Origin of the sequence: Bradyrhizobium iriomotense (genome assembly GCF_018130765.1) — a bacterium.
GTDB lineage: Bacteria > Pseudomonadota > Alphaproteobacteria > Rhizobiales > Xanthobacteraceae > Bradyrhizobium > Bradyrhizobium iriomotense_A.
This window is the reverse complement of sequence record NZ_JAFCJZ010000012.1, coordinates 123,053-141,110: the sequence shown is the minus strand read 5'-3', so window position 1 is coordinate 141,110 and position 18,058 is coordinate 123,053. Positions and strand designations below refer to the sequence as shown.

Below are 18,058 nucleotides of genomic sequence, written 5' to 3'. Positions count from 1 at the left end.
TCGCGGATATTGCAATAGGCCGTTAAGTCCAAAGTGAGAGGTTTGCTCCGATTTGGAGCAAGCCTGATGGTCACGAGCCGCGAACTCGGCAAGACGCGCCTTCCGCTCTGGGCGGCGGGTTTCGTCGTGCTGATCTGCGTGACGATCCTCGGCTTGAGCGCCTGGCGCGAATGGGAGACGCGCAATGCCGATCTCAGGAACGCCGAGATCGACGTCGCCAACGTGGCGCATTCGCTGGTCCAGCACGCGGACGATACGTTCGAGCTCGCCGACACGATCCTGGTCGGTCTGGTCCACCGGCTTGAGCTCGACGGGATGGGTCCCGACACGATCGCGAAGCTCCAGACCTATCTGCCGACCCGCAAATCATCGGACCGCATCCGCGGCATCTTCGTCTATGACGAGACCGGCCGCTGGCTCGCCACGACCGAGCAAATCGATTTCTCCAAGCTCAACAACAGCGACCGCGAATATTTCCGCCGGCACCGCGACTCCCCGGAAAAGGGCACGCTGATCGGGCGGCCCGTCAAGAGCCGCGCCGGCGGTCAGTGGATCATCACTGCGTCGCGCCGGATCGACCATCCCGACGGCAGCTTCGCCGGCGTCGCCCTGCTCACAATCGACGTCGCCTATTTCGTCAAATTCTACGAGCGCTTCGACGTCGGGCCGAACGGCTCGGCGTCGCTGCTGAACAATGACGGCATCATGCTGGCGCGCAGCCGCGACGAGAGCGGCGTCTTCGTCGGGCGCGACCTGTCGAATGCGCCGTTGTTCAGGGAGTGGAAAAGCCGGCCGGCCGCAGCCGTCTACTATTTCAAGTCGCCGCTCGATAGCGTGCAGCGGCTGAGCTACTACCAGCGCAGCAACCGCTATCCCCTGATGGTGCTGGCGAGCAAGGCCCAGGACGACGTGCTAGCCCCGTGGCGCCGCGCGGCGGCCACGCGCATGACCTTCGTTCTCGGCCTCGTCCTGCTGATCGCGGTGATCGGCTTCTATCTGGTCCGTCAGCTCTTGCAGCGGCAGCGCATGGCGCAGGCCTTGATCGCCAAGGAAGCAAATTTCCGCCTGCTGGCCGAACAGTCCAGCGACATGGTGACCCGGATCGGACTGGATAACCGGCTGCTCTACGTCTCTCCCTCCTGCGTGCGCATCACCGGCTGGTCCGCCGACGAATTGCTGGCGACCTCGGCCCTGGCCGGCATCCACGCGGACGACATGGAACGGGTCGAGCAGGCCATCACCGCGCTGAAGAACGGCGAGGCGGAGGAGGCGCGGTTCGTCTATCGCCAGCGTCATCGCGACAAAGGCGAGATCTGGGCCGAGGCGGCGCTGCACGTGACCCTGGCAGCAGACAGCGGCGAGATCGACGGCGTCGTCGCTGTCGTGCGCGACATGACCGAGCAGAAGGACCTTCAGGACAAGCTCGCCTCGCTTGCGACCACCGACGGCCTCACCGGCCTTGCCAACCGGCGCGCGTTCGACGAACGCCTCACTGATGAATGGGCGCGCGCGCGGCGCGACGGCACGCAGCTTTCGCTCCTGCTGATCGACGTCGATCATTTCAAGAAGTTCAACGACCATTACGGGCATCTGGCGGGCGACGGGTGCCTTCGCGCGCTGAGCCGGATTCTATCCGCTCACGCCAGGCGCCCTGCCGATCTCGCTGCCCGCTACGGCGGCGAGGAGTTCGCCCTGTTGTTGCCGAACACCGGCCCGGACGGCTGCGCCGAACTCGCCGAAGCGATTCGCCGGGCGCTGCACGATCTCGCCATGCTGCATGCGCAAAACCCTCCCTCTCGCCTGGTGACCGTCAGCATGGGCGCCGCGGCAAGCTTCCCATCGGAGACCTCGGCGGACTCCAGCACGCTGGTCGCGGCTGCCGACCGCGCGCTCTACACCGCCAAGGACAGCGGCCGTGACCGGCTGGTGATGTCGGGCCAGGTCGTGCCCTGGCCCGCGAAGACCGCGTGACGGGATCGACCGCTCACCAAGCGTAGCGAACGCTGCGCCGCGCAACAACCGTAGAGACAGTCCCAGGTTTGCCCTCAATACTCGGGCCGGATATGACTGCAATCAGGGCCGGATGTTCGGCCAATCCGAGAGTGTTGCCGTGACTGATGGAATCAAGCTCGTCCTGTTCGACATGGACAACGTGCTCTGCGACTACGACAGGGCAAAGCGTGTCGCCTGCCTGGCAGAGCTGGCGGGGACGAGCAGCGCGTTCGTCCATGAGGCGATCTGGGACAGCGGCTTCGAGTTGCTTGGCGATTCCGGCACGCTCGATGCTGCGGATTACCTGCGAGGCTTTGGCGAGCGCATGGGCTATCCGCTGTCGCTGGACGAATGGGTGGAAGCGCGGCGCCGTTCGATGCAGGCGAATTCCGCGATGCTGGAGACCGTCCGCCGCCTGCGCAAGACCGTCGATATTGCCGTCCTGACCAACAATACCACCCTGGTCACCGACCATATCGACACGCTGCTGCCCAATCTGCGTCCGCTGTTCGGCTCGAGAATCTACGCCTCGGCCCGGTTCAAGACGGCCAAACCGGACCCGCGCTGCTATCGTCTCTGCCTGTCCGAGCTCGACGTAATGCCGCAGGCTGTCCTGTTCGTCGACGATCTCATGGCCAATGTTGCCGGCGCACGCGAGGCGGGTCTGTTCGCGCATCACCACACATCAATGGAGGCGTTCAGCCAGGCCCTCTCGGAATATGGCCTGCTTCATGGATGAATTTGCGTAACATCGTAATGTCGGTGAAGGCGTCCAGGCAGGCTCTGCCCGGGCGCGATCACCTGTCGTGATTGGGGACCCATTCCTCAGCGGTCGAGTCCCAATGATGGGTATCGTCGAAGTGCCGCCACGGGGGCCGCTCTGGTTTTGGCTCGGCGGGCTTTTTCCGCGGTTGGGGCATGAGCGCGCCAAGCCTCATCGTCCAGTCACGGGCGCTCTGTTCCCAGTACGGCCTGTTGAAGGGCGTCAGCATCGGGGCCTCCTTCAAGCAAGAAGCATAGCCATTCTAGCACCATCGAAGGCATGTGGTGTAAGATGCTTCACAGTCCGAGAGGTTTTTTTCCGCTTACTCCTTCGCCCAAGGGGCGGCCGGCGGATCCATGCCGCCCATGGAAGCGTCGAACGGGGGTGCGCCGGCCTTCGTTTCGAGGGGCTGGATTCCAGGCCGGCAAAGCACTGAGACGTTCGATGCTCAACTTCCGTACAGATAGTTCGGCAGCCACAGCGTCAGGCCGGGCCAGATGTACATGAACACCATGCAGACGATCACGATCAGCATGTAGGGCATCATGCCGGAGAAGATCTGGTTGAGCGTGACGTGCTTTGGCGCCACGCCCTTCAGATAGAACGCCGACATCGCCACGGGCGGCGACAGGAATGCGGCCTGGAGGTTGACGAAGACCAGCACGCCCCACAGGATCGGATCGATGTTGAAGTGCTTCAGCATCGGCAGGAAGATCGGCACGAAGATCACGATGATCTCGGTCCATTCCAGCGGCCAGCCGAGCAGGAAGATGATCGCCTGCGACAGGATCATGAACTGGACCGGCGACATGTTGAGCGAGAGCACCCAGCTTTCGAGCAGCGCCTGGCCGCCGAGGATCGCGAACACCGCCGAGAACAGCGCCGAGCCCACGAAAAGCCAGCACACCATCGAGGTGGTCTTGGCGGTCAGGAACACCGCTTCCTTGGTGCGCTTCCAGTCCAGCGTCCGGGCCTGGAATGCGAGCAGGAAGGCGCCGGCCGCACCCACTGCCGCCGATTCCGTCGCGGTGGTGATGCCGAACAGGATCACGGCGAGCACGACCACCGTCAGGATGCCGAGGGGCATCACGGACATGACCAGGAGCCGCAGCACCTCGAACTGCTCGGCCTCCATGGTCCAGTAATAATAGAGGAGCATGAGCGCGCAGATGCCGGCGACGACGGCAAAATAAGTATAGAACTCGGGCGGCGGTCCGGACTCCGCGGGCGCGGCCGTGATCTTGCCCCGCAACTCGGCACTGCCCATCTGCTGGAGCACCTCGGGCTCGTTCGTCGTGGCCCTCTCCGACCGGCTGGCGGCGCCGCCGAGCTCCTCGAGCTTTTCTTCGGCGCTCTCCTGCTGCTGGGCGCCCGCGCCGAGCGGCTGGAGCGTCTCCTCTGCGCGCGGCTGTTGCTGCGTCGCGGCCGCGACCGGCGTTTGAATGTCAGCCTGCTGGTGGATCACGACGTACCACCAGGCGGCCCAGAGCGTTGCGAGCGTGAGGACCAGCGGCACCAGCGCGTAGCCGAGGCTCTTCACGAGCGTCAAATAGGTGACGCGGGCGCCCTCGACGCCGGCATTGACGATCCTCGCAGGCGCCACCAGCGCCGCAACGAGCGCCGGCAGCACTTTGCGCGAATAGGCTTGCTGCAGCGCGACGATCCACGGACGGACCGGAACCGTGACTTCGCTTTCGGGAAGCTTCGGCGCAATCTTCGGATTGAGGAGCGCCCAGCCGACGATGTAGACGAGATAGAGGAAGGCCAGGAAGAAGCCAGGAAACATCGCCGCCGCGTAGAGCTTCACCACCGACTGTCCGGCCACGGCCGCGTAGACGATGATCATCACCGAGGGCGGAATCAGGATGCCGAGCGTGCCGCCGGCGGTGATGACGCCGGAGGCGAGCTTGACGTCATAGCCGGCCTTCAGCATCGGATTGAAGGCGATGACGCCCATCAATACCACGACCGCGCCGACGAGCCCGCTTGCGATGCCCCAGAACGTGCAGACAATCAGCGTCGCCACCGCGAGCGAGGCAGGCACGCGGCGGAAGGCGAGCTGGATCGAGTAGAACATCTTGTCGACCAGCGCGCCGCGCTCCATGACGTAGCCCATCAGCACGAACAGAGGGATCGAGATCAGGACGTCGTTGGTCATCGCACCATAGGTGCGCTGAACCATCAGGTCGAAGATGTGGTTGTCGCCCCACGCTTCGCCCGCCCGGTGATAGGCGAAGAAGCCGAAGAACATGCCAAGCCCCATCAGGGTGAAGGCGGTCGGAAAGCCCATCATGATCACGACCACGATGAGGACGAGCATCAAGAGGCCGAGTGCCGGATCGCTGATCATCCCTGCAGGTCCCCGCCCATTCCGCGCTGCCGCGCGCTTTCCTCAATGTCCTGTGCGCGTGCGATCGCTGCCTTCCGCGCCTCTTCGTCAACATGTTCGCTGTGCGCGAGCTGCTCCTCGATGACATCGATTTCGGAGACATCGGCGAGCCGGCTCGGCCAGGTCCCCGTCTTGAGACAGATCACGCAGCGGGCGATTTCGGCTGCCCCCTGCAGCAGCACCAGGGCGCCCGCGAGCGGAATCATGAACTTGAATTGGTAGACCGGCGGCCCCTCGGCGGTGACGTTGGAATGCTCGTTGATGCGCCAGGAATCCAGCGCATAGTCCCATCCGGCATAGACCAGCGCGGCGATGCCGGGCAGGAAGAAGGCGAAGTACAGCGCGAGGTCGAGGCTCGCCTGGGTGCGCGGCCGCATCGAGGAGTAGAGGAAGTCACCGCGAACATGCGCGTTCTGGGCCAGCGTATAGGCGCCCGCGATCATGAACAGGGTGCCATACAGCATGTTCGAGGCGTCGAAGATCCAGGCGGTCGGCATGTTGAGGATGTAACGCTTGAAGACCTCGGCGCAGACCAGCGCCATCAGGCCCACGACCAGCCAGGCCGCGACCTTGCCGGTCCACGTGCTGATCGCGTCAATGGTGTACAGAAGGCGCTGCGGATTCATGTGCGTTGCCACCGCCAATCCTGGCGTCACTGCTGACTAGAGCATGATCCGGAAAAGTGTGCAGCGGTTTTCCGAAAAGACCATACTCAAACAATAACCTAAAGCGCGATGGCGATTCATCCTGATTCCATCGCGCTTTAGAGACGAGACAAGCGCCCTCCGGGTTGCGGTCCCGGATGACGCTTCGATCGTGCGATGAGCCTGCTAGCTCTTCTTCTTGGCGTTGGGACCAAAATAGTGGGCGTAGGCCATGCGGCGGCTGACCACCGTATCCTGCTCCCACTGCGTCGCCCTCTTGGCGAAGGCCAATTGCGATTCGACGATCTCCTTGAACAGCGGGTTCTCTGCCGACTTCTTCTCGGCCACCTGGTCGAACACCTCCAACTGCTTCTGGAGGATCGAGTCCGGCGTCTTGTAGAACTTGACCTTGTCCTTGGTCTGCAGCTCCTCGTAGTCCTTGGAATAGCGGTCGATCGCCTTCCAGGCCATGTCCTGGCCGGCCGCGTCGACAGCATTGGCGATGATCGCCCTCATCTTCTCCGGCAGCGCGTCGAACTTGGTCTTGTTGAACAAAATCTCGAACTGCTCGGCGTTCTGGTGGTAGCTCTGGAGCATGCAGATCTTGGAAACATCCGGGAAGCCGAGGACGCGATCGGATGTGGCGTTGTTGAATTCGGCCGCATCCAAGAGGCCACGGTCCATCGCCGAAACGATCTCACCACCCGGCAACGCGTTGACCGCTGCGCCCAGGCCACTGAACACGTCGATGGAGATGCCGACGGTGCGGAATTTCAGGCCCTGGAAATCCTCCACCTTGGTCATCGGCTTCTTGTACCAGCCGAGCGGCTGGGTCGGCATCGGCCCGTACGGGAACGAGACGACGTTGGCGCCGATCGAGGCGTAGAGCTTCTCGAGGAGCTCCTTGCCGCCGCCATAGCGGTGCCAGGCGAGCAGCATGTTGGCATCCATCGCATAGCCCGGACCCGAGCCCCACAGCGCCAGCGCGTTCTGCTTGCCATAGTGATAGACGAGCACGCCGTGCCCGCCGTCGAGCGTGCCCTTCGACACCGCATCCAGCAGGCCGAAGGCCGGCACCACAGCGCCGGCGGGAAGCACCTCGATCTTGAGGTCGCCGCCAGTCATGTCGTTGACCTTCTTGGCATAGTCGAGCGCGTATTCGTGGAAGATGTCCTTGGCCGGCCAGGTGCTCTGCCAACGCATGCTGATCGGCCCCTGCGCCTGGACGATGGTTGGCGCGGCGACAGTGGCGGCCGCCCCGGCAGCGGCAGTCTTGAGGAAACGGCGACGCGTCGACGCGCCGTCCTTGCTCGTCTTCGTCATGATGTCCTCCCTCAGCGCGATCCGTGACGGATCGCCCCTTTTTTGTAAGGAGAAGACGAGGACTTGCGCCGGACTTTGGCAAGAAAGTTCCTGACGATGCGACGTTACGACGCGGAGGGCGTGCAGGACGCCGCCAACTCGCCTGTTCGAATTATTCCCCGCCTGTCGGATTAAATTAGGCGGCAGCGTAAAGCGCGCCTGCTGCGCATGACGCGCCGCACCGCACCATTATGCCAGATGACACGCCACGAAGTGTCCGCCCGCCCCCTCCTTCAGCTCGGGCGCGCTTTCGGCGCAGCGCGGCTGGGCGATCGGGCAGCGGGTGTGGAAGTGGCAGCCTGACGGCGGCTTCATCGGGCTCGGCACGTCGCCCTTGAGCCGGATGCGCTCGCGCTTGAGCTTGGGATCGGGCACCGGCACCGCCGATAGCAGCGCCTTGGTATAGGGATGCTGCGGATTGCGGTAGAGGTCGCTGGCCTTGGCGAGCTCGACGATGCGGCCGAGATACATCACCGCGACGCGATCGGAGATGTGCTCGACCACCGAGAGGTCGTGGGCGACGAAGAGATAGGTCAGGTTCAGCTCGGCCTGGAGGTCTTCCAGGAGGTTGATGACCTGCGCCTGGATCGACACGTCGAGTGCCGAGACCGGCTCGTCGCAGACGATCAGCTTCGGCTCGACCGCGAGCGCGCGTGCGATCACGATGCGCTGGCGCTGGCCGCCGGAGAATTCGTGCGGGTAGCGCCGCATGTGCTCGGCCTTCAGGCCGACCTTGACCAAGAGGCCCGCGACGCGCTCCTCGCGCTCCTTGGCAGACGAGGCCAGATTGTGGATGGTGAAGGCCTCGCCGAGAATGGCGCCGACCGTCATGCGCGGATTGAGCGAGGCGAACGGGTCCTGGAACACCAGCTGCATGTTCCGCCGCATCGCGCGCAGGTCAGTACCGCTGAGCTTGCGCACATCCTGGCCATCGAAGGTGACCTCGCCGTCGGTCGGCTCGATCAGGCGCAGCACGCAGCGGCCCGTGGTGGACTTGCCGCAGCCGGATTCGCCGACGAGGCCGAGCGTCTCGCCGCGATTGACCGAGAACGACACGCCGTCGACCGCATAGACGCTGCCGACCTGGCGCGACAGCAGGCCGCCGAGCACGGGGAAATGTTTCTTCAGGCCGCTGACGCGGAGCAAGGGTTCGCTCATGACGCGGCTCCCAGATTCGTATCGCCGAGGTGACAGGCCATGCGATGGCCGGGCGAAACCTCGCGCAGCAGCGGCTCCTTCTCGGTGCAGACATTCATGGCGAACTTGCAGCGCGGCGCGAAGCGGCAGCCGACCGGCGGATTGATCAGGATCGGCACCGAGCCGCCGATCGCCTCTAGCCGCGTCTTGTGCTCGCTGTCGAGGTCGATACGCGGGATCGAGCGGATCAACCCTTGCGTATAGGGGTGACGGGGATCACTGAAGAGATCGTCGACAGGCGCTTCCTCCACCACCTTGCCGGCATACATCACGACGACGCGTTGCGCGGTCTCGGCGACGACGCCCATGGCATGGGTGATCAGCATCACCGCCATGCCGAAGCGCTCCTTCATGTCCTGGAGGAGGTCGAGGATCTGCGCCTGGATCGTGACGTCGAGCGCCGTGGTGGGCTCGTCGGCGATGATCAGCTTCGGCTTGCAGGCGAGCGCCATCGCGATCATCACGCGCTGGCGCATGCCGCCGGAGAACTGGTGCGGATAATTGTGCACGCGGCCTTCGGCGTTGGGGATCTGCACCAGCTTCAGCATCTCGATGGTGCGCTCGAGCGCCTGCTTCTTCGTCACGGCTTCATGCCGGCGCAGGCTCTCGGCGATCTGCTCGCCGATCGTGAGCACCGGATTGAGCGAGGTCATCGGCTCCTGGAAGATGAAGCCGATCTCCTTGGCCCTGATCTCGTCGAGCTGATTGCTGGTCAGCGGCACGAGATCGCGGCCCTCGAAGATGATCTGGCCGGCCGCGATCCGGCCCGGCGGCATCGCGATCAGCTTCAGGATCGACATCGCGGTGACGGTCTTGCCGCAGCCGGATTCGCCGACGACGCAGAGCGTCTCGCCCTTGTTGATGGAGATGTCGACGCCGTCGACGGCCTGGAGGATGCCGTCGTCGGTGGAGAAGTGGGTTTTCAGGCCCTTGATCTCGAGCAGCGGCGCCATCAGATCACCCGTCGCGCATCGAGCGCATCCCGCAGGCCGTCGCCGATGAAGTTGATGGCGACCACCGCGATGAAGATTGCCCCGCCCGGGAACAGCGCCCAGTGCGGACCGATATCGAGAAAATCCTTGGCATCATACAGCAGCCGGCCCCAGGTCGGAGTATCGGGCGGAAAGCCGAGACCGAGGAAGGACAGCGTCGATTCCGCGATGATGGCGGCGGCGACGTCGATGGTGCCGGCAATGATCACCGGGCCGACCGCATTGGGCAGGATATGGCGCACCACCTGCCGCACCGGGCTGGCGCCGAGCGCGCGGGCCGCCTCGACGAACTCCTTCTCGCGGATCGACAGGAACTGCGCGCGCACGAGCCGCGCCACCGGCATCCAGCGCAAGCCCCCGATCACGAGCACGATCAGGATGAAGATGCCGCCTTCGGGACCGAACACCTGCTTCAGCCCGTCGCGGAAGAGATAGATGAGCAGGAGCAGCAGCGGCAGTTGCGGCAACGACAGGAAAAGGTCGGTGAGCCACATCAATCCGTGCCCGAGCGCACCGCGCGACATGCCCGCGAGCGCGCCGATCAGCGTGCCGATGAAGACCGAGACCAGCATCGCGGCGAGCCCCACCGCGAGCGAGATGCGGCCACCATAGATCATGCGCGCCAAAATGTCCTGGCCGAGATCGTCGGTGCCGAAGGGATGGGCGAGCGAGGGGCCCTGCATGCCGGCGACGATGTCGATGTCGTTGATCTTCACACGCCACACGAAGGGCCCAACCACGACGGCGAGCACCAGAATGAGGAGCAGGAAGGCGCTGACGACGGCGAGTTTGTGGCGGCTGTAGCGCCGCCACGTCTCGCGCCAGGGCGAGTAGACGCCCCGCTCAGCGGAGGGAGATGCGAGGGTCAAGCCAGCCATAAAGGACGTCCGCGATGAGGTTGAACAGCACCACGAGGCACGCGAAGACGAAGGTGACGGCCATCACCACCGGCGTGTCGTTGGAAAGGATGGAGGAGATCAGCAGCGAGCCGATGCCGGGGATGCGGAAGATCTGCTCGGTGACGATGGCGCCGCCGAACACCGCAGGCATCTGCAACGCGATGAGTGTGACCACGGGGATCATGGCGTTGCGCATCACGTGCTTGACGATCACCGTGGCCTGGCCGAGGCCCTTGGCCCGCGCCGTAGTGACGTAGTCGAGCCTGATGACGTCGAGCATCGCCGAGCGCACGAAGCGCGTCATCGACGCCGCCTGGAACAGGCCGAGCACAGCCACCGGCATGATGGCCTGACGGATCATCTCCAGCATCCAGCGAATGCCGGTGGCCTTGATATCGGTGGTGTAGACGAAGGGCAACCAGTCCAGCGTGACCGAGAAGATCAAGATGAACAGGATGCCGGTGAAGAAGGTCGGCAGCGAGAAGCCGACGAAGGCGAGCGTGTTGGCGATCTGATCGAACAACGAATAAGGCTTCGTCGCGGCATAGACCCCGACCGGAATCGCGATCAGCAGCGCCAGGATCTGCGCCGAGCCGATCACGTAAAGCGTGGCCGGCAGGCGCTGGAGGATCAGCGTGTCGACGTCCATCCGGCTGACGAAGGAAAAGCCCCAGTCCCCGTGCAGCATGGCGTTGAGCCAGTGCAGGTAACGAAGGTGGATCGGATCGTCGAGACCGAACTTGGCCCGGAGTGCGGCTTGCACCTCGGGCGGCACGTTCGGGTTCGTCGCCAGTTCAGAGAACGGGTCGCCGGGGGCGAGCGCAAGCACGACGAACAGCACGACCGAGATTCCGAGCAAGCTCGGAATCGCGATCAGGAGGCGACGCAGGACGTATTGACTCATGAGGGAAGGCCCCGTCTAGAGCTGGGGGATCATTCCTCGCGGTACCAGTCGAACAGATTGTCGGTTTCGTTGGCCCATCCCGAGATCACCGGGCGCAGCGTGTTCGAGGCTGCCTCCACCTTGAGCCGGTGCTGCGCCGGAATGAACACGGTCTCCTGGAACAGGATGTCGTTGGCCTTGATATAGAGCGCCACGCGCTTGACCGGATCCATCTCGCCGTCGGCGGCGTCGATCGCCGCGTCGTAGTCCTTGTTGACGAAGCGCGGGAAGTTCGTGCCCTGCCACTTGTTCTCCTTGGTGGCGACGTTGCTCGAATGATAGCGACGCATGTGCTGGGCCGGATCCGGCTGGCTCATCGGGATCTGGAACATTTCGATGTCGGCGTAGAATTTCGCGTAGGTGTCGGGATTGGCGACGTCCGACGAGAAGAACACCGAGGCCACGACCGATTTCAGCTCGACGTCGATGCCGGCCTTCTGGCAGGCCTGCTTGACGATCGCCTGCGTCTTCTGGCGCGGGCCGTTGATCGAGGTCTGGTACAGCAGCTTGAGCTTCTTGCCGTCCTTCTCGCGGATGCCGTCCGCGCCCGGCTTCCAGCCGGCATCGTCCAGAATCTTCGAGGCCTTCTCGATGCTGAACTCCCAGGAGGTGTTCTTGGAGACGAACTTTTCCGGACCGTTGAGGAAGTTCGCGGTGGTGCGGCCGGCGCGGCCGTAGATCGCCTTCTTGATGGAATCACGATCGACCAGCAGCGACATCGCCTTGCGCACGGCGGGGTCGGAGAACAGCGGATGCTTGGTCTTCATCGACGACTTCTCGCCGTCGACCTCGGTGTTGGGGTCGGTGAAGTTGAGCGCGATGAACTCGGTGTCGCCGCCGACGGCGTAGATGGTCTTGCCCTTGCCGCCCTTCTCCAGGCGCAACAGCACGTCGTCCTCGACCTGGATGTTCCAGCCGAAATCGTACTCGCCGGTCTGGATCACCGCGCGCGCGGCCGAGACGGCGTCGCCGCCGCCCTTCATCTCGAGCGTGTCGAAATAGGGCCGGTTCGGCATGTGATAGTCTTTGTTGATCTCACCACGGATGAGATCGCCGGGCTTGAACTCGATGAATTTGTAGGGGCCGGTGCCGACAGGCGCGAGGTTGTTCGGCGCCTCGCGCGACTTGGACCCCTTGTACTCGGCAAACAGGTGCTTGGGCAGAATCTGTCCGGTTGCGCCGACGAAGGCATCCGCCCAGAACGGCGTCGGCTTCTTGAAGGTGAGGCGGACCGTCAGATCGTCCACCTTCTCGACCGTGATGTCGCGATAGGTCGCGACCGTGACGGCGGCCGTCGCGGGATCGATGATGTATTCCCAGGTGAAGACGACGTCGTCGGCGGAGAACGGCTTGCCGTCATGCCACTTCACGCCGGGCTTCAGCTTCCACGTCACCGACTTGCCGTCGGCGGCGAGCAGGCCGTTCTGGGTCGAGGGAATTTCGGACGCCAGGACCAGCTTCATGTTGCCGTCCGGATCCCAGCAGGCGAGCGGCTCGTAGAACAGGCGCGAGCCGTCCTGGTCCTTGGTGCCGGTGGCGAAGTGCGGATTGAGCAAGGTCGGGCCCTGCCACCACAACAGCTTCAGCGCACCGCCGCCGCCGCGCTTGGTCGGCTTGTAGACCGAGGGACCTTCAGCCATGGCGACGCCGCCAAGCGCCAGGATCTGGTTGGCCAGGGGGGCGGTGAGACCGACCGCGGCGAGGCGCTTGATGAAGGCGCGGCGATCCATCCGCCCGTCCTTCACCTGACCGATCATCGAACGCAGTTCTTTATCCAGCATGGTTGTCCCCCGTCTGGTTCCCGTATGGATGCAGGCGGCCGCAAGACGCGGCCGCCGAGTTTGGCTGGCGGTAGATGGCACACCGATTAGGGGGCACGTCAACTGGGACCGTGTGTATGCAAACGGTCTTCTGGCTGTCCGTTGGGCAAAACCATGTTCCGCAGCCCAAGCGTTTGGCAATCCGGCGCCAAAATGCGCCGGAAACCGCGCTGCACTGCGGAAAATTTGTTCGCCGGATCAGACGAAGTATCGAGACGAAATTCTACACCACGGACATATCGAGCGGCGGCGCGACGTGGTCCGGCAGCGGACATACGTAAGGTGTCTTCGCCGTGCGCTTCTGAAGATCGGCTTTGGCGGCCTTGATCAGTTCGGGATCCGTCAGCGCCTTGATGCCGAGCCCGGCCATCGCCTTGGCCGCCTGCACCATGGCCTTGTGCGCGTGCGGACTCTTGCCCTGCGCCACCACCTGCCAGGTGTGGAAGGGCGTGCCGATTGCAACCGTGGGTGCGTGAACCTGCACGGTCGGCACCACCCAGCTGACGTCGCCGACGTCGGTCGAGCCGACCAGCGGGTTGCGCTTGGCGTCGAGCGGCACCAGGAAGTCGGCCAGCGGCCGATCGGTCGGCTCCATGCCGATCGCGTAATAGACCGAGGAGATGTCCTTGTCGCTCAGTGTCGCGCGGATCTCTGTGGCGAAGCTCTTGTCCGCATCGTCGAAATGCGGCGGTCCGAGCTCTTCCATGACCCGATGCAGCGCCTGCTCGAGCGGCGCGTTCGGCAGGATGTTGGAGACCGCGGAAATGATCTTCATCTCGACCTTGGTCTCGGTCATCAGCGCAGCCCCCTGCGCGATCTTGGACACGCGCTCGACCAGCTCGTTCATGCCGGGAAGATCGCGAGCGCGGATCGAGTAGCGCACGCGCGCATGCGCCTGCACCACGTTGGGCGCGATGCCGCCGGTGTCGAGCAACGCGTAATGCACGCGTGCATCGCTCGGCATATGCTCGCGCATGTAGTTCACGCCGACATTCATCAGTTCCACGGCATCGAGCGCGGAACGGCCGAGATGCGGCGAGGCCGCCGCATGCGAGGTGCGGCCGGTGAAGATGAAGTCGGCGCGCGTGTTGGCGAGCGACGGCGTCACCGCCACTTCCCAGAAGCTGTGCGGATGCCAGGTGATGGCGATGTCGGCGTCCTCGAACGCGCCGGAGCGCACCATGAAGGCCTTTGCCGCGCCGCCTTCCTCGGCCGGGCAGCCGTAATAGCGCACACGGCCGGGCACCTTGTTCTCGGCGAGCCAGTCCTTCACCGCGGTCGCGGCGAGCAGCGCGGCGGAGCCAAGCAGGTTGTGGCCGCAGCCATGGCCGTGGCCGCCGGTCTCGACCGGACGGTGTTCCGCGACGCCCGCCTCCTGGCTGAGCCCTGGCAACGCGTCATATTCACCCATGAAGGCGATGACCGGCCCGCCCTCGCCCCACTCGCCCATTACCGCCGTCGGAATGCCCGCGACCTTCTCGGTGATGCGGAAGCCCTGATGGCGCAGCTCCGCGAGATGCTCGGCGGCAGACCGCGCCTCGGTGTAGCACACCTCCGGCATGCCCCAGACCTTGTCGCTGAGGTCGATGAAACGCGCCTTGATCGTGTCGACGCCACGCCAGATGTCGCTGCGGTTATCCATGCTTCGGTCCGTGATCCCTTGGTCAAACGAAGCGGCAATGGTTAGCAGCTTCATTGCAGCCCGCCTAGCACCTCGCCGGACAGCAGCCATGCGGCCGGTGCCGGATCGCGCGGTTGCCCGCCCCCCGTGCACGAGGCGTTTCCGTGCGTTTCGAAGATTTCATGCGGCCCTCCGGAATAGTTGAGGAACGAGGCTTTCAAGACGGCCCTCTCCGGCCTAAATTATCCGTGCTTCGCGCGTCGTCCCGCATGAGTGGCGGCGCGATGCACTCAGCCAGGAGAACTCCATGCCCGCCCTGACCGAATGGAGAGTGCCGCCGGCCAATCAGCCGCGTGCAAGCGATTACGGTTTCGATCTCGATCGCGCACTCGCTTCCGTCGTCGGCCTGCACGCCATCGTCCCGCCGGACGCATTCAGCGCCGAGACGCTGGGCACCGAACGCGCCGGCAACGGCGTCGTGATCGACGACGGGCTGGTGCTCACCATCGGCTATCTCATCACCGAGGCGGAATCGGTGTGGCTGCATCTCGCAGATGGACGCGTCGTCGAGGGGCATGCGCTCGGTTTCGATTCCGTCACCGGCTTCGGCCTCGTGCAGGCACTCGGCGAGCTCGACGTCGAACCCTTGCCACTCGGCAATTCGGCCGATACCCGCATCGGCGACCGCGTCGTGGTCGGCGGCGCCGGCGGCCGCACGCGATCGGTCGCGAGCCAGATCGTGGCCAAGCAGGAATTCGCCGGCTACTGGGAATATCTCCTGGATGAAGCCGTCTTCACCTATCCCGCGCACCCGAACTGGGGCGGCACCGGCCTGCTCAACGAACGCGGCGAGTTGATCGGCATTGGTTCGCTGCAGCTCGAGCGTGAACGCGACGGCAAGGCCGAGCACGTCAACATGATCGTGCCGATCGACCTCTTGAAGCCGATCCTGGAGGATCTGCGCAAGTTCGGCCGCGTCAACAAGCCGTCCCGGCCCTGGCTCGGGCTCTACTCGACCGAGATCGACAACCGCGTGGTGGTGATCGGGATCTCCGCCAACGGCCCGGCCGCACGCGCCGAGCTCAAGACCGGCGACGTCATCCTCGCCGTGGACGGCGAGAAGATCACGAGCCAGACTGCGTTCTACAGGAAGATGTGGGCTCTCGGCGCCGCCGGCGTCGACGTGCCGCTGACCATCCATCATGAGGGCGTCACCTTCGACGTCACGGTGACCTCGACCGACCGCTTCAAGCTTTTGAAGGCGCCGAAGCTACATTGACCCCAAGCCAGGGAAGCCGCGATGAGCGAGGCCGTGATCGACGACATCGTGGCCGTACTGCCGCCGCTGCTCAATGCGCTTGAAGCACTCGGCTTCTTCCAGCGGCATTTTCACCCGCCGGCCTTTGCCTCGGTGATGAACGCGATCGGTGCGCCGGACGAAGCGCTGCAGATATCACACGCCGCGATCGGCGAATGGCCGGAGCAGTTCGCCGGGTTGCGCGAACGACTCGATCGCGCCTGCAACGAGACACTCGCCGCCTTTGCCGGCATCCGCGAGGTCGAGCGCGGCAATGGCGATCTCGTCGCCGTCTTTCGCGCGCTACGCCACGTGCCGCGCGCGCAGGAGGCGCTCTATCCCCTAGCGGCGCAATTTCCGCCGGTAAGCAGCTTCTTCCTCAACACCGCAAATCGCGAGAACGAGGATCTGCTGACGCGGCTGGAAGCCGGCGCGAGCGAGCACACCGGCATCTTCCACGACCACAACGAGCCCGGCAACCGCGGCGGCTTCTCGGTCTATGTCCCCGAATATTACAGGCCCGACCGCGCCATGCCGCTGGTGATCGCGCTGCATGGCGGCAGCGGCAACGGCCGCGGCTTTCTCTGGAGCTGGCTGCGCGACGCCCGCAGTCTCGGCGCGATCCTGGTGGCACCGACTGCGACCGGCCCGACCTGGGCACTGATGGGCGACGACGCTGACACGCCGAACCTGATGCGCATCCTCGAGAGCGTCCGCAGCCGCTGGAGCATTGACGCCTCGCGCATGCTGCTGACAGGCATGAGCGATGGCGGTACCTTCTGCTACGTCACCGGCCTTGAGAGTGCTTCGTCCTTCACGCATCTTGCGCCGGTCTCGGCGACCTTCCATCCGCTAATGGCGGAGATGGCGGACGCCGCGCGCATGCGGGGGCTGCCCATCTTCATCACCCACGGCAAGCTCGACTGGATGTTTCCGGTGCAGACCGCGCGGCAGACGCAGACTGCGCTCTCCGCCGCCGGCGCCGACGTCACCTACCGCGAGATCGACGACCTCAGCCACACCTATCCGCGCGAGATCAACGCGGAGCTGATGGCGTGGCTGAATGGGAAATGAACAACTTCTCCTTAGATGCGCCGCATGGCCGCGGAACCATCGCACCGTGCCGACGTTATCGGCGCGACACCGGAGGCTTGCTATGAGAACTTTTTTCGGAATGATCCTGGGCGCGCTGCTGCTTGCAGGCGGCGTCTATGTCCACGACTCCATGCAGACCTCGTCGGTCGCCAATGGCGAGGTCGCGACCACCAATCGCACCATCGTGAACTGGGATGTCGCCAAGGCCGATTGGGAAGCGCTGCGTGATCGCGCCCACAAGGACTGGATCCGGATTTCGTCCAAGTAATTCCGTCCGAGCGACATGAACAAGGCGCCGTCGCGGGTCCGCGGCGGCGCCTTCATGTTGGCTGCGCTCAACGATCGCGCGCGTCAGTTCATCTTGGCTTTGCGGGCATCGGCGATGACCTGCTCGAATTCGGTCATGCTGAGCACGCCGGGTACGCGGTACTTGCCGACGATGAAGGACGGGGTGCCGCGGAAACCGAAGGCTTCGGCCTGCTCGTTGTTGCGCTTGAGGATGGCGTCGATGTCCTTGGCATGACCGGTGAGATCGCGCTTCAACCGGTCCATGTCGACGCCGGCGGCCGCGAGCAGCTCGTTGATGCGCGGCTCGGTCAGACGCGAAGAGACGCCCATCATGGCGTCATGGGCCTGGTGGTACTTGTCCTGGAATTTGGCCGCGAGCGCGATCCGCGCTGCCGTGACCGAGACCGGCCCGAGGATCGGCCAATCCTTCATCACCAGCCTCACCTTGCCGTCATCCTGAACGACCTGGCGCAGCTCGGGCTCGAGCTTGCGGCAATAGGGGCAGTTGTAGTCGGACCATTCGACGATCGTGATGTTGCCGTCGGGATTGCCGGCGACCGGCGTATCAGGATCGCGCAGCACCTTGGTTTCGGTCAGCACCTCGTCATCGGCGGCGGCTGCCCGCGCCGAAGTGATTCCACCTACCACGAGCGCGCCCGCCCCGATCAGCGCCAGCGCCGCGCGCCGGGTCGGCACCAGGCGATTCTTACTCCAAGATCCAGTCATATCTCGTCCCGTTTCGGTCCCATCTTCGGC

15 protein-coding genes are annotated in these 18,058 nt (G+C 64.4%); 5 read left to right on the top strand and 10 right to left on the bottom strand.

Features of this window, described 5'->3' with window-relative positions; all coding sequences use genetic code 11:
- The first annotated feature begins 66 nt into the window (after positions 1-66).
- Entirely contained in the window at positions 67-1,971 is a 1,905-nt protein-coding gene (locus tag JQ635_RS21320) for a sensor domain-containing diguanylate cyclase (protein WP_211411751.1), read from the top strand.
- Positions 1,972-2,083: 112 nt separating this feature from the next.
- Complete coding sequence (locus tag JQ635_RS21315; RefSeq protein ID WP_211411750.1) at positions 2,084-2,731, top strand: HAD family hydrolase; 648 nt, start codon at positions 2,084-2,086, stop codon at positions 2,729-2,731.
- A 472-nt stretch (positions 2,732-3,203) separates the two neighbouring features.
- Here the strand turns inward: JQ635_RS21315 and JQ635_RS21310 are convergent, their stop codons facing one another.
- From JQ635_RS21310 to JQ635_RS21270, 9 genes are all read right to left on the bottom strand, one after another.
- Positions 3,204-5,102 (bottom strand): TRAP transporter large permease, encoded by a 1,899-nt coding sequence (locus JQ635_RS21310; RefSeq protein WP_211411845.1) that lies wholly within the window; start codon positions 5,100-5,102, stop codon positions 3,204-3,206.
- Positions 5,102-5,770, bottom strand: coding sequence for a TRAP transporter small permease subunit (locus JQ635_RS21305; protein ID WP_211411844.1), 669 nt, complete (start codon positions 5,768-5,770; stop codon positions 5,102-5,104). Before JQ635_RS21305 ends, JQ635_RS21310 begins: the two co-directional genes overlap by 1 nt.
- Positions 5,771-5,974: 204 nt before the next feature.
- A complete protein-coding gene (locus JQ635_RS21300; RefSeq protein WP_211411749.1) occupies positions 5,975-7,111 on the bottom strand; it encodes a TRAP transporter substrate-binding protein in 1,137 nt (378 codons plus the stop codon).
- Between the two features lie 228 nt (positions 7,112-7,339).
- On the bottom strand, positions 7,340-8,308 hold the full coding sequence (locus JQ635_RS21295; protein WP_211411748.1) for an ABC transporter ATP-binding protein: 969 nt from the start codon (positions 8,306-8,308) through the stop codon (positions 7,340-7,342).
- A complete protein-coding gene (locus JQ635_RS21290; protein WP_211411747.1) occupies positions 8,305-9,300 on the bottom strand; it encodes an ABC transporter ATP-binding protein in 996 nt (331 codons plus the stop codon). Before JQ635_RS21290 ends, JQ635_RS21295 begins: the two co-directional genes overlap by 4 nt.
- A complete protein-coding gene (locus tag JQ635_RS21285; RefSeq protein WP_211411746.1) occupies positions 9,300-10,217 on the bottom strand; it encodes an ABC transporter permease in 918 nt (305 codons plus the stop codon). Before JQ635_RS21285 ends, JQ635_RS21290 begins: the two co-directional genes overlap by 1 nt.
- Complete coding sequence (locus JQ635_RS21280; protein WP_211411745.1) at positions 10,183-11,142, bottom strand: ABC transporter permease; 960 nt, start codon at positions 11,140-11,142, stop codon at positions 10,183-10,185. Before JQ635_RS21280 ends, JQ635_RS21285 begins: the two co-directional genes overlap by 35 nt.
- A 29-nt stretch (positions 11,143-11,171) precedes the next feature.
- Positions 11,172-12,962, bottom strand: coding sequence for a peptide ABC transporter substrate-binding protein (locus tag JQ635_RS21275; protein WP_211411744.1), 1,791 nt, complete (start codon positions 12,960-12,962; stop codon positions 11,172-11,174).
- A 262-nt stretch (positions 12,963-13,224) separates the two neighbouring features.
- Positions 13,225-14,643: a M20 family metallopeptidase gene (locus tag JQ635_RS21270; RefSeq protein ID WP_211411743.1), complete on the bottom strand. Its 1,419-nt coding sequence runs from the start codon at positions 14,641-14,643 to the stop codon at positions 13,225-13,227.
- Positions 14,644-14,929: 286 nt separating this feature from the next.
- On the opposite strand from JQ635_RS21270, the gene JQ635_RS21265 reads away from it, so the two are divergent.
- From JQ635_RS21265 to JQ635_RS21255, 3 genes are all read left to right on the top strand, one after another.
- Positions 14,930-15,901, top strand: coding sequence for a S1C family serine protease (locus tag JQ635_RS21265; RefSeq protein WP_211411742.1), 972 nt, complete (start codon positions 14,930-14,932; stop codon positions 15,899-15,901).
- Between the two features lie 21 nt (positions 15,902-15,922).
- A complete protein-coding gene (locus JQ635_RS21260; protein ID WP_211411741.1) occupies positions 15,923-16,993 on the top strand; it encodes a phospholipase in 1,071 nt (356 codons plus the stop codon).
- A gap of 82 nt (positions 16,994-17,075) precedes the next feature.
- Positions 17,076-17,282: a hypothetical protein gene (locus tag JQ635_RS21255; protein WP_211411740.1), complete on the top strand. Its 207-nt coding sequence runs from the start codon at positions 17,076-17,078 to the stop codon at positions 17,280-17,282.
- Between the two features lie 83 nt (positions 17,283-17,365).
- On the opposite strand, the gene JQ635_RS21250 is transcribed toward JQ635_RS21255, so the two are convergent.
- Positions 17,366-18,028 carry a DsbA family protein gene (locus tag JQ635_RS21250; RefSeq protein ID WP_211411739.1) on the bottom strand — a complete coding sequence of 221 codons (663 nt, stop codon included), beginning with the start codon at positions 18,026-18,028 and terminating at the stop codon, positions 17,366-17,368.
- Positions 18,029-18,058: the final 30 nt, after the last annotated feature.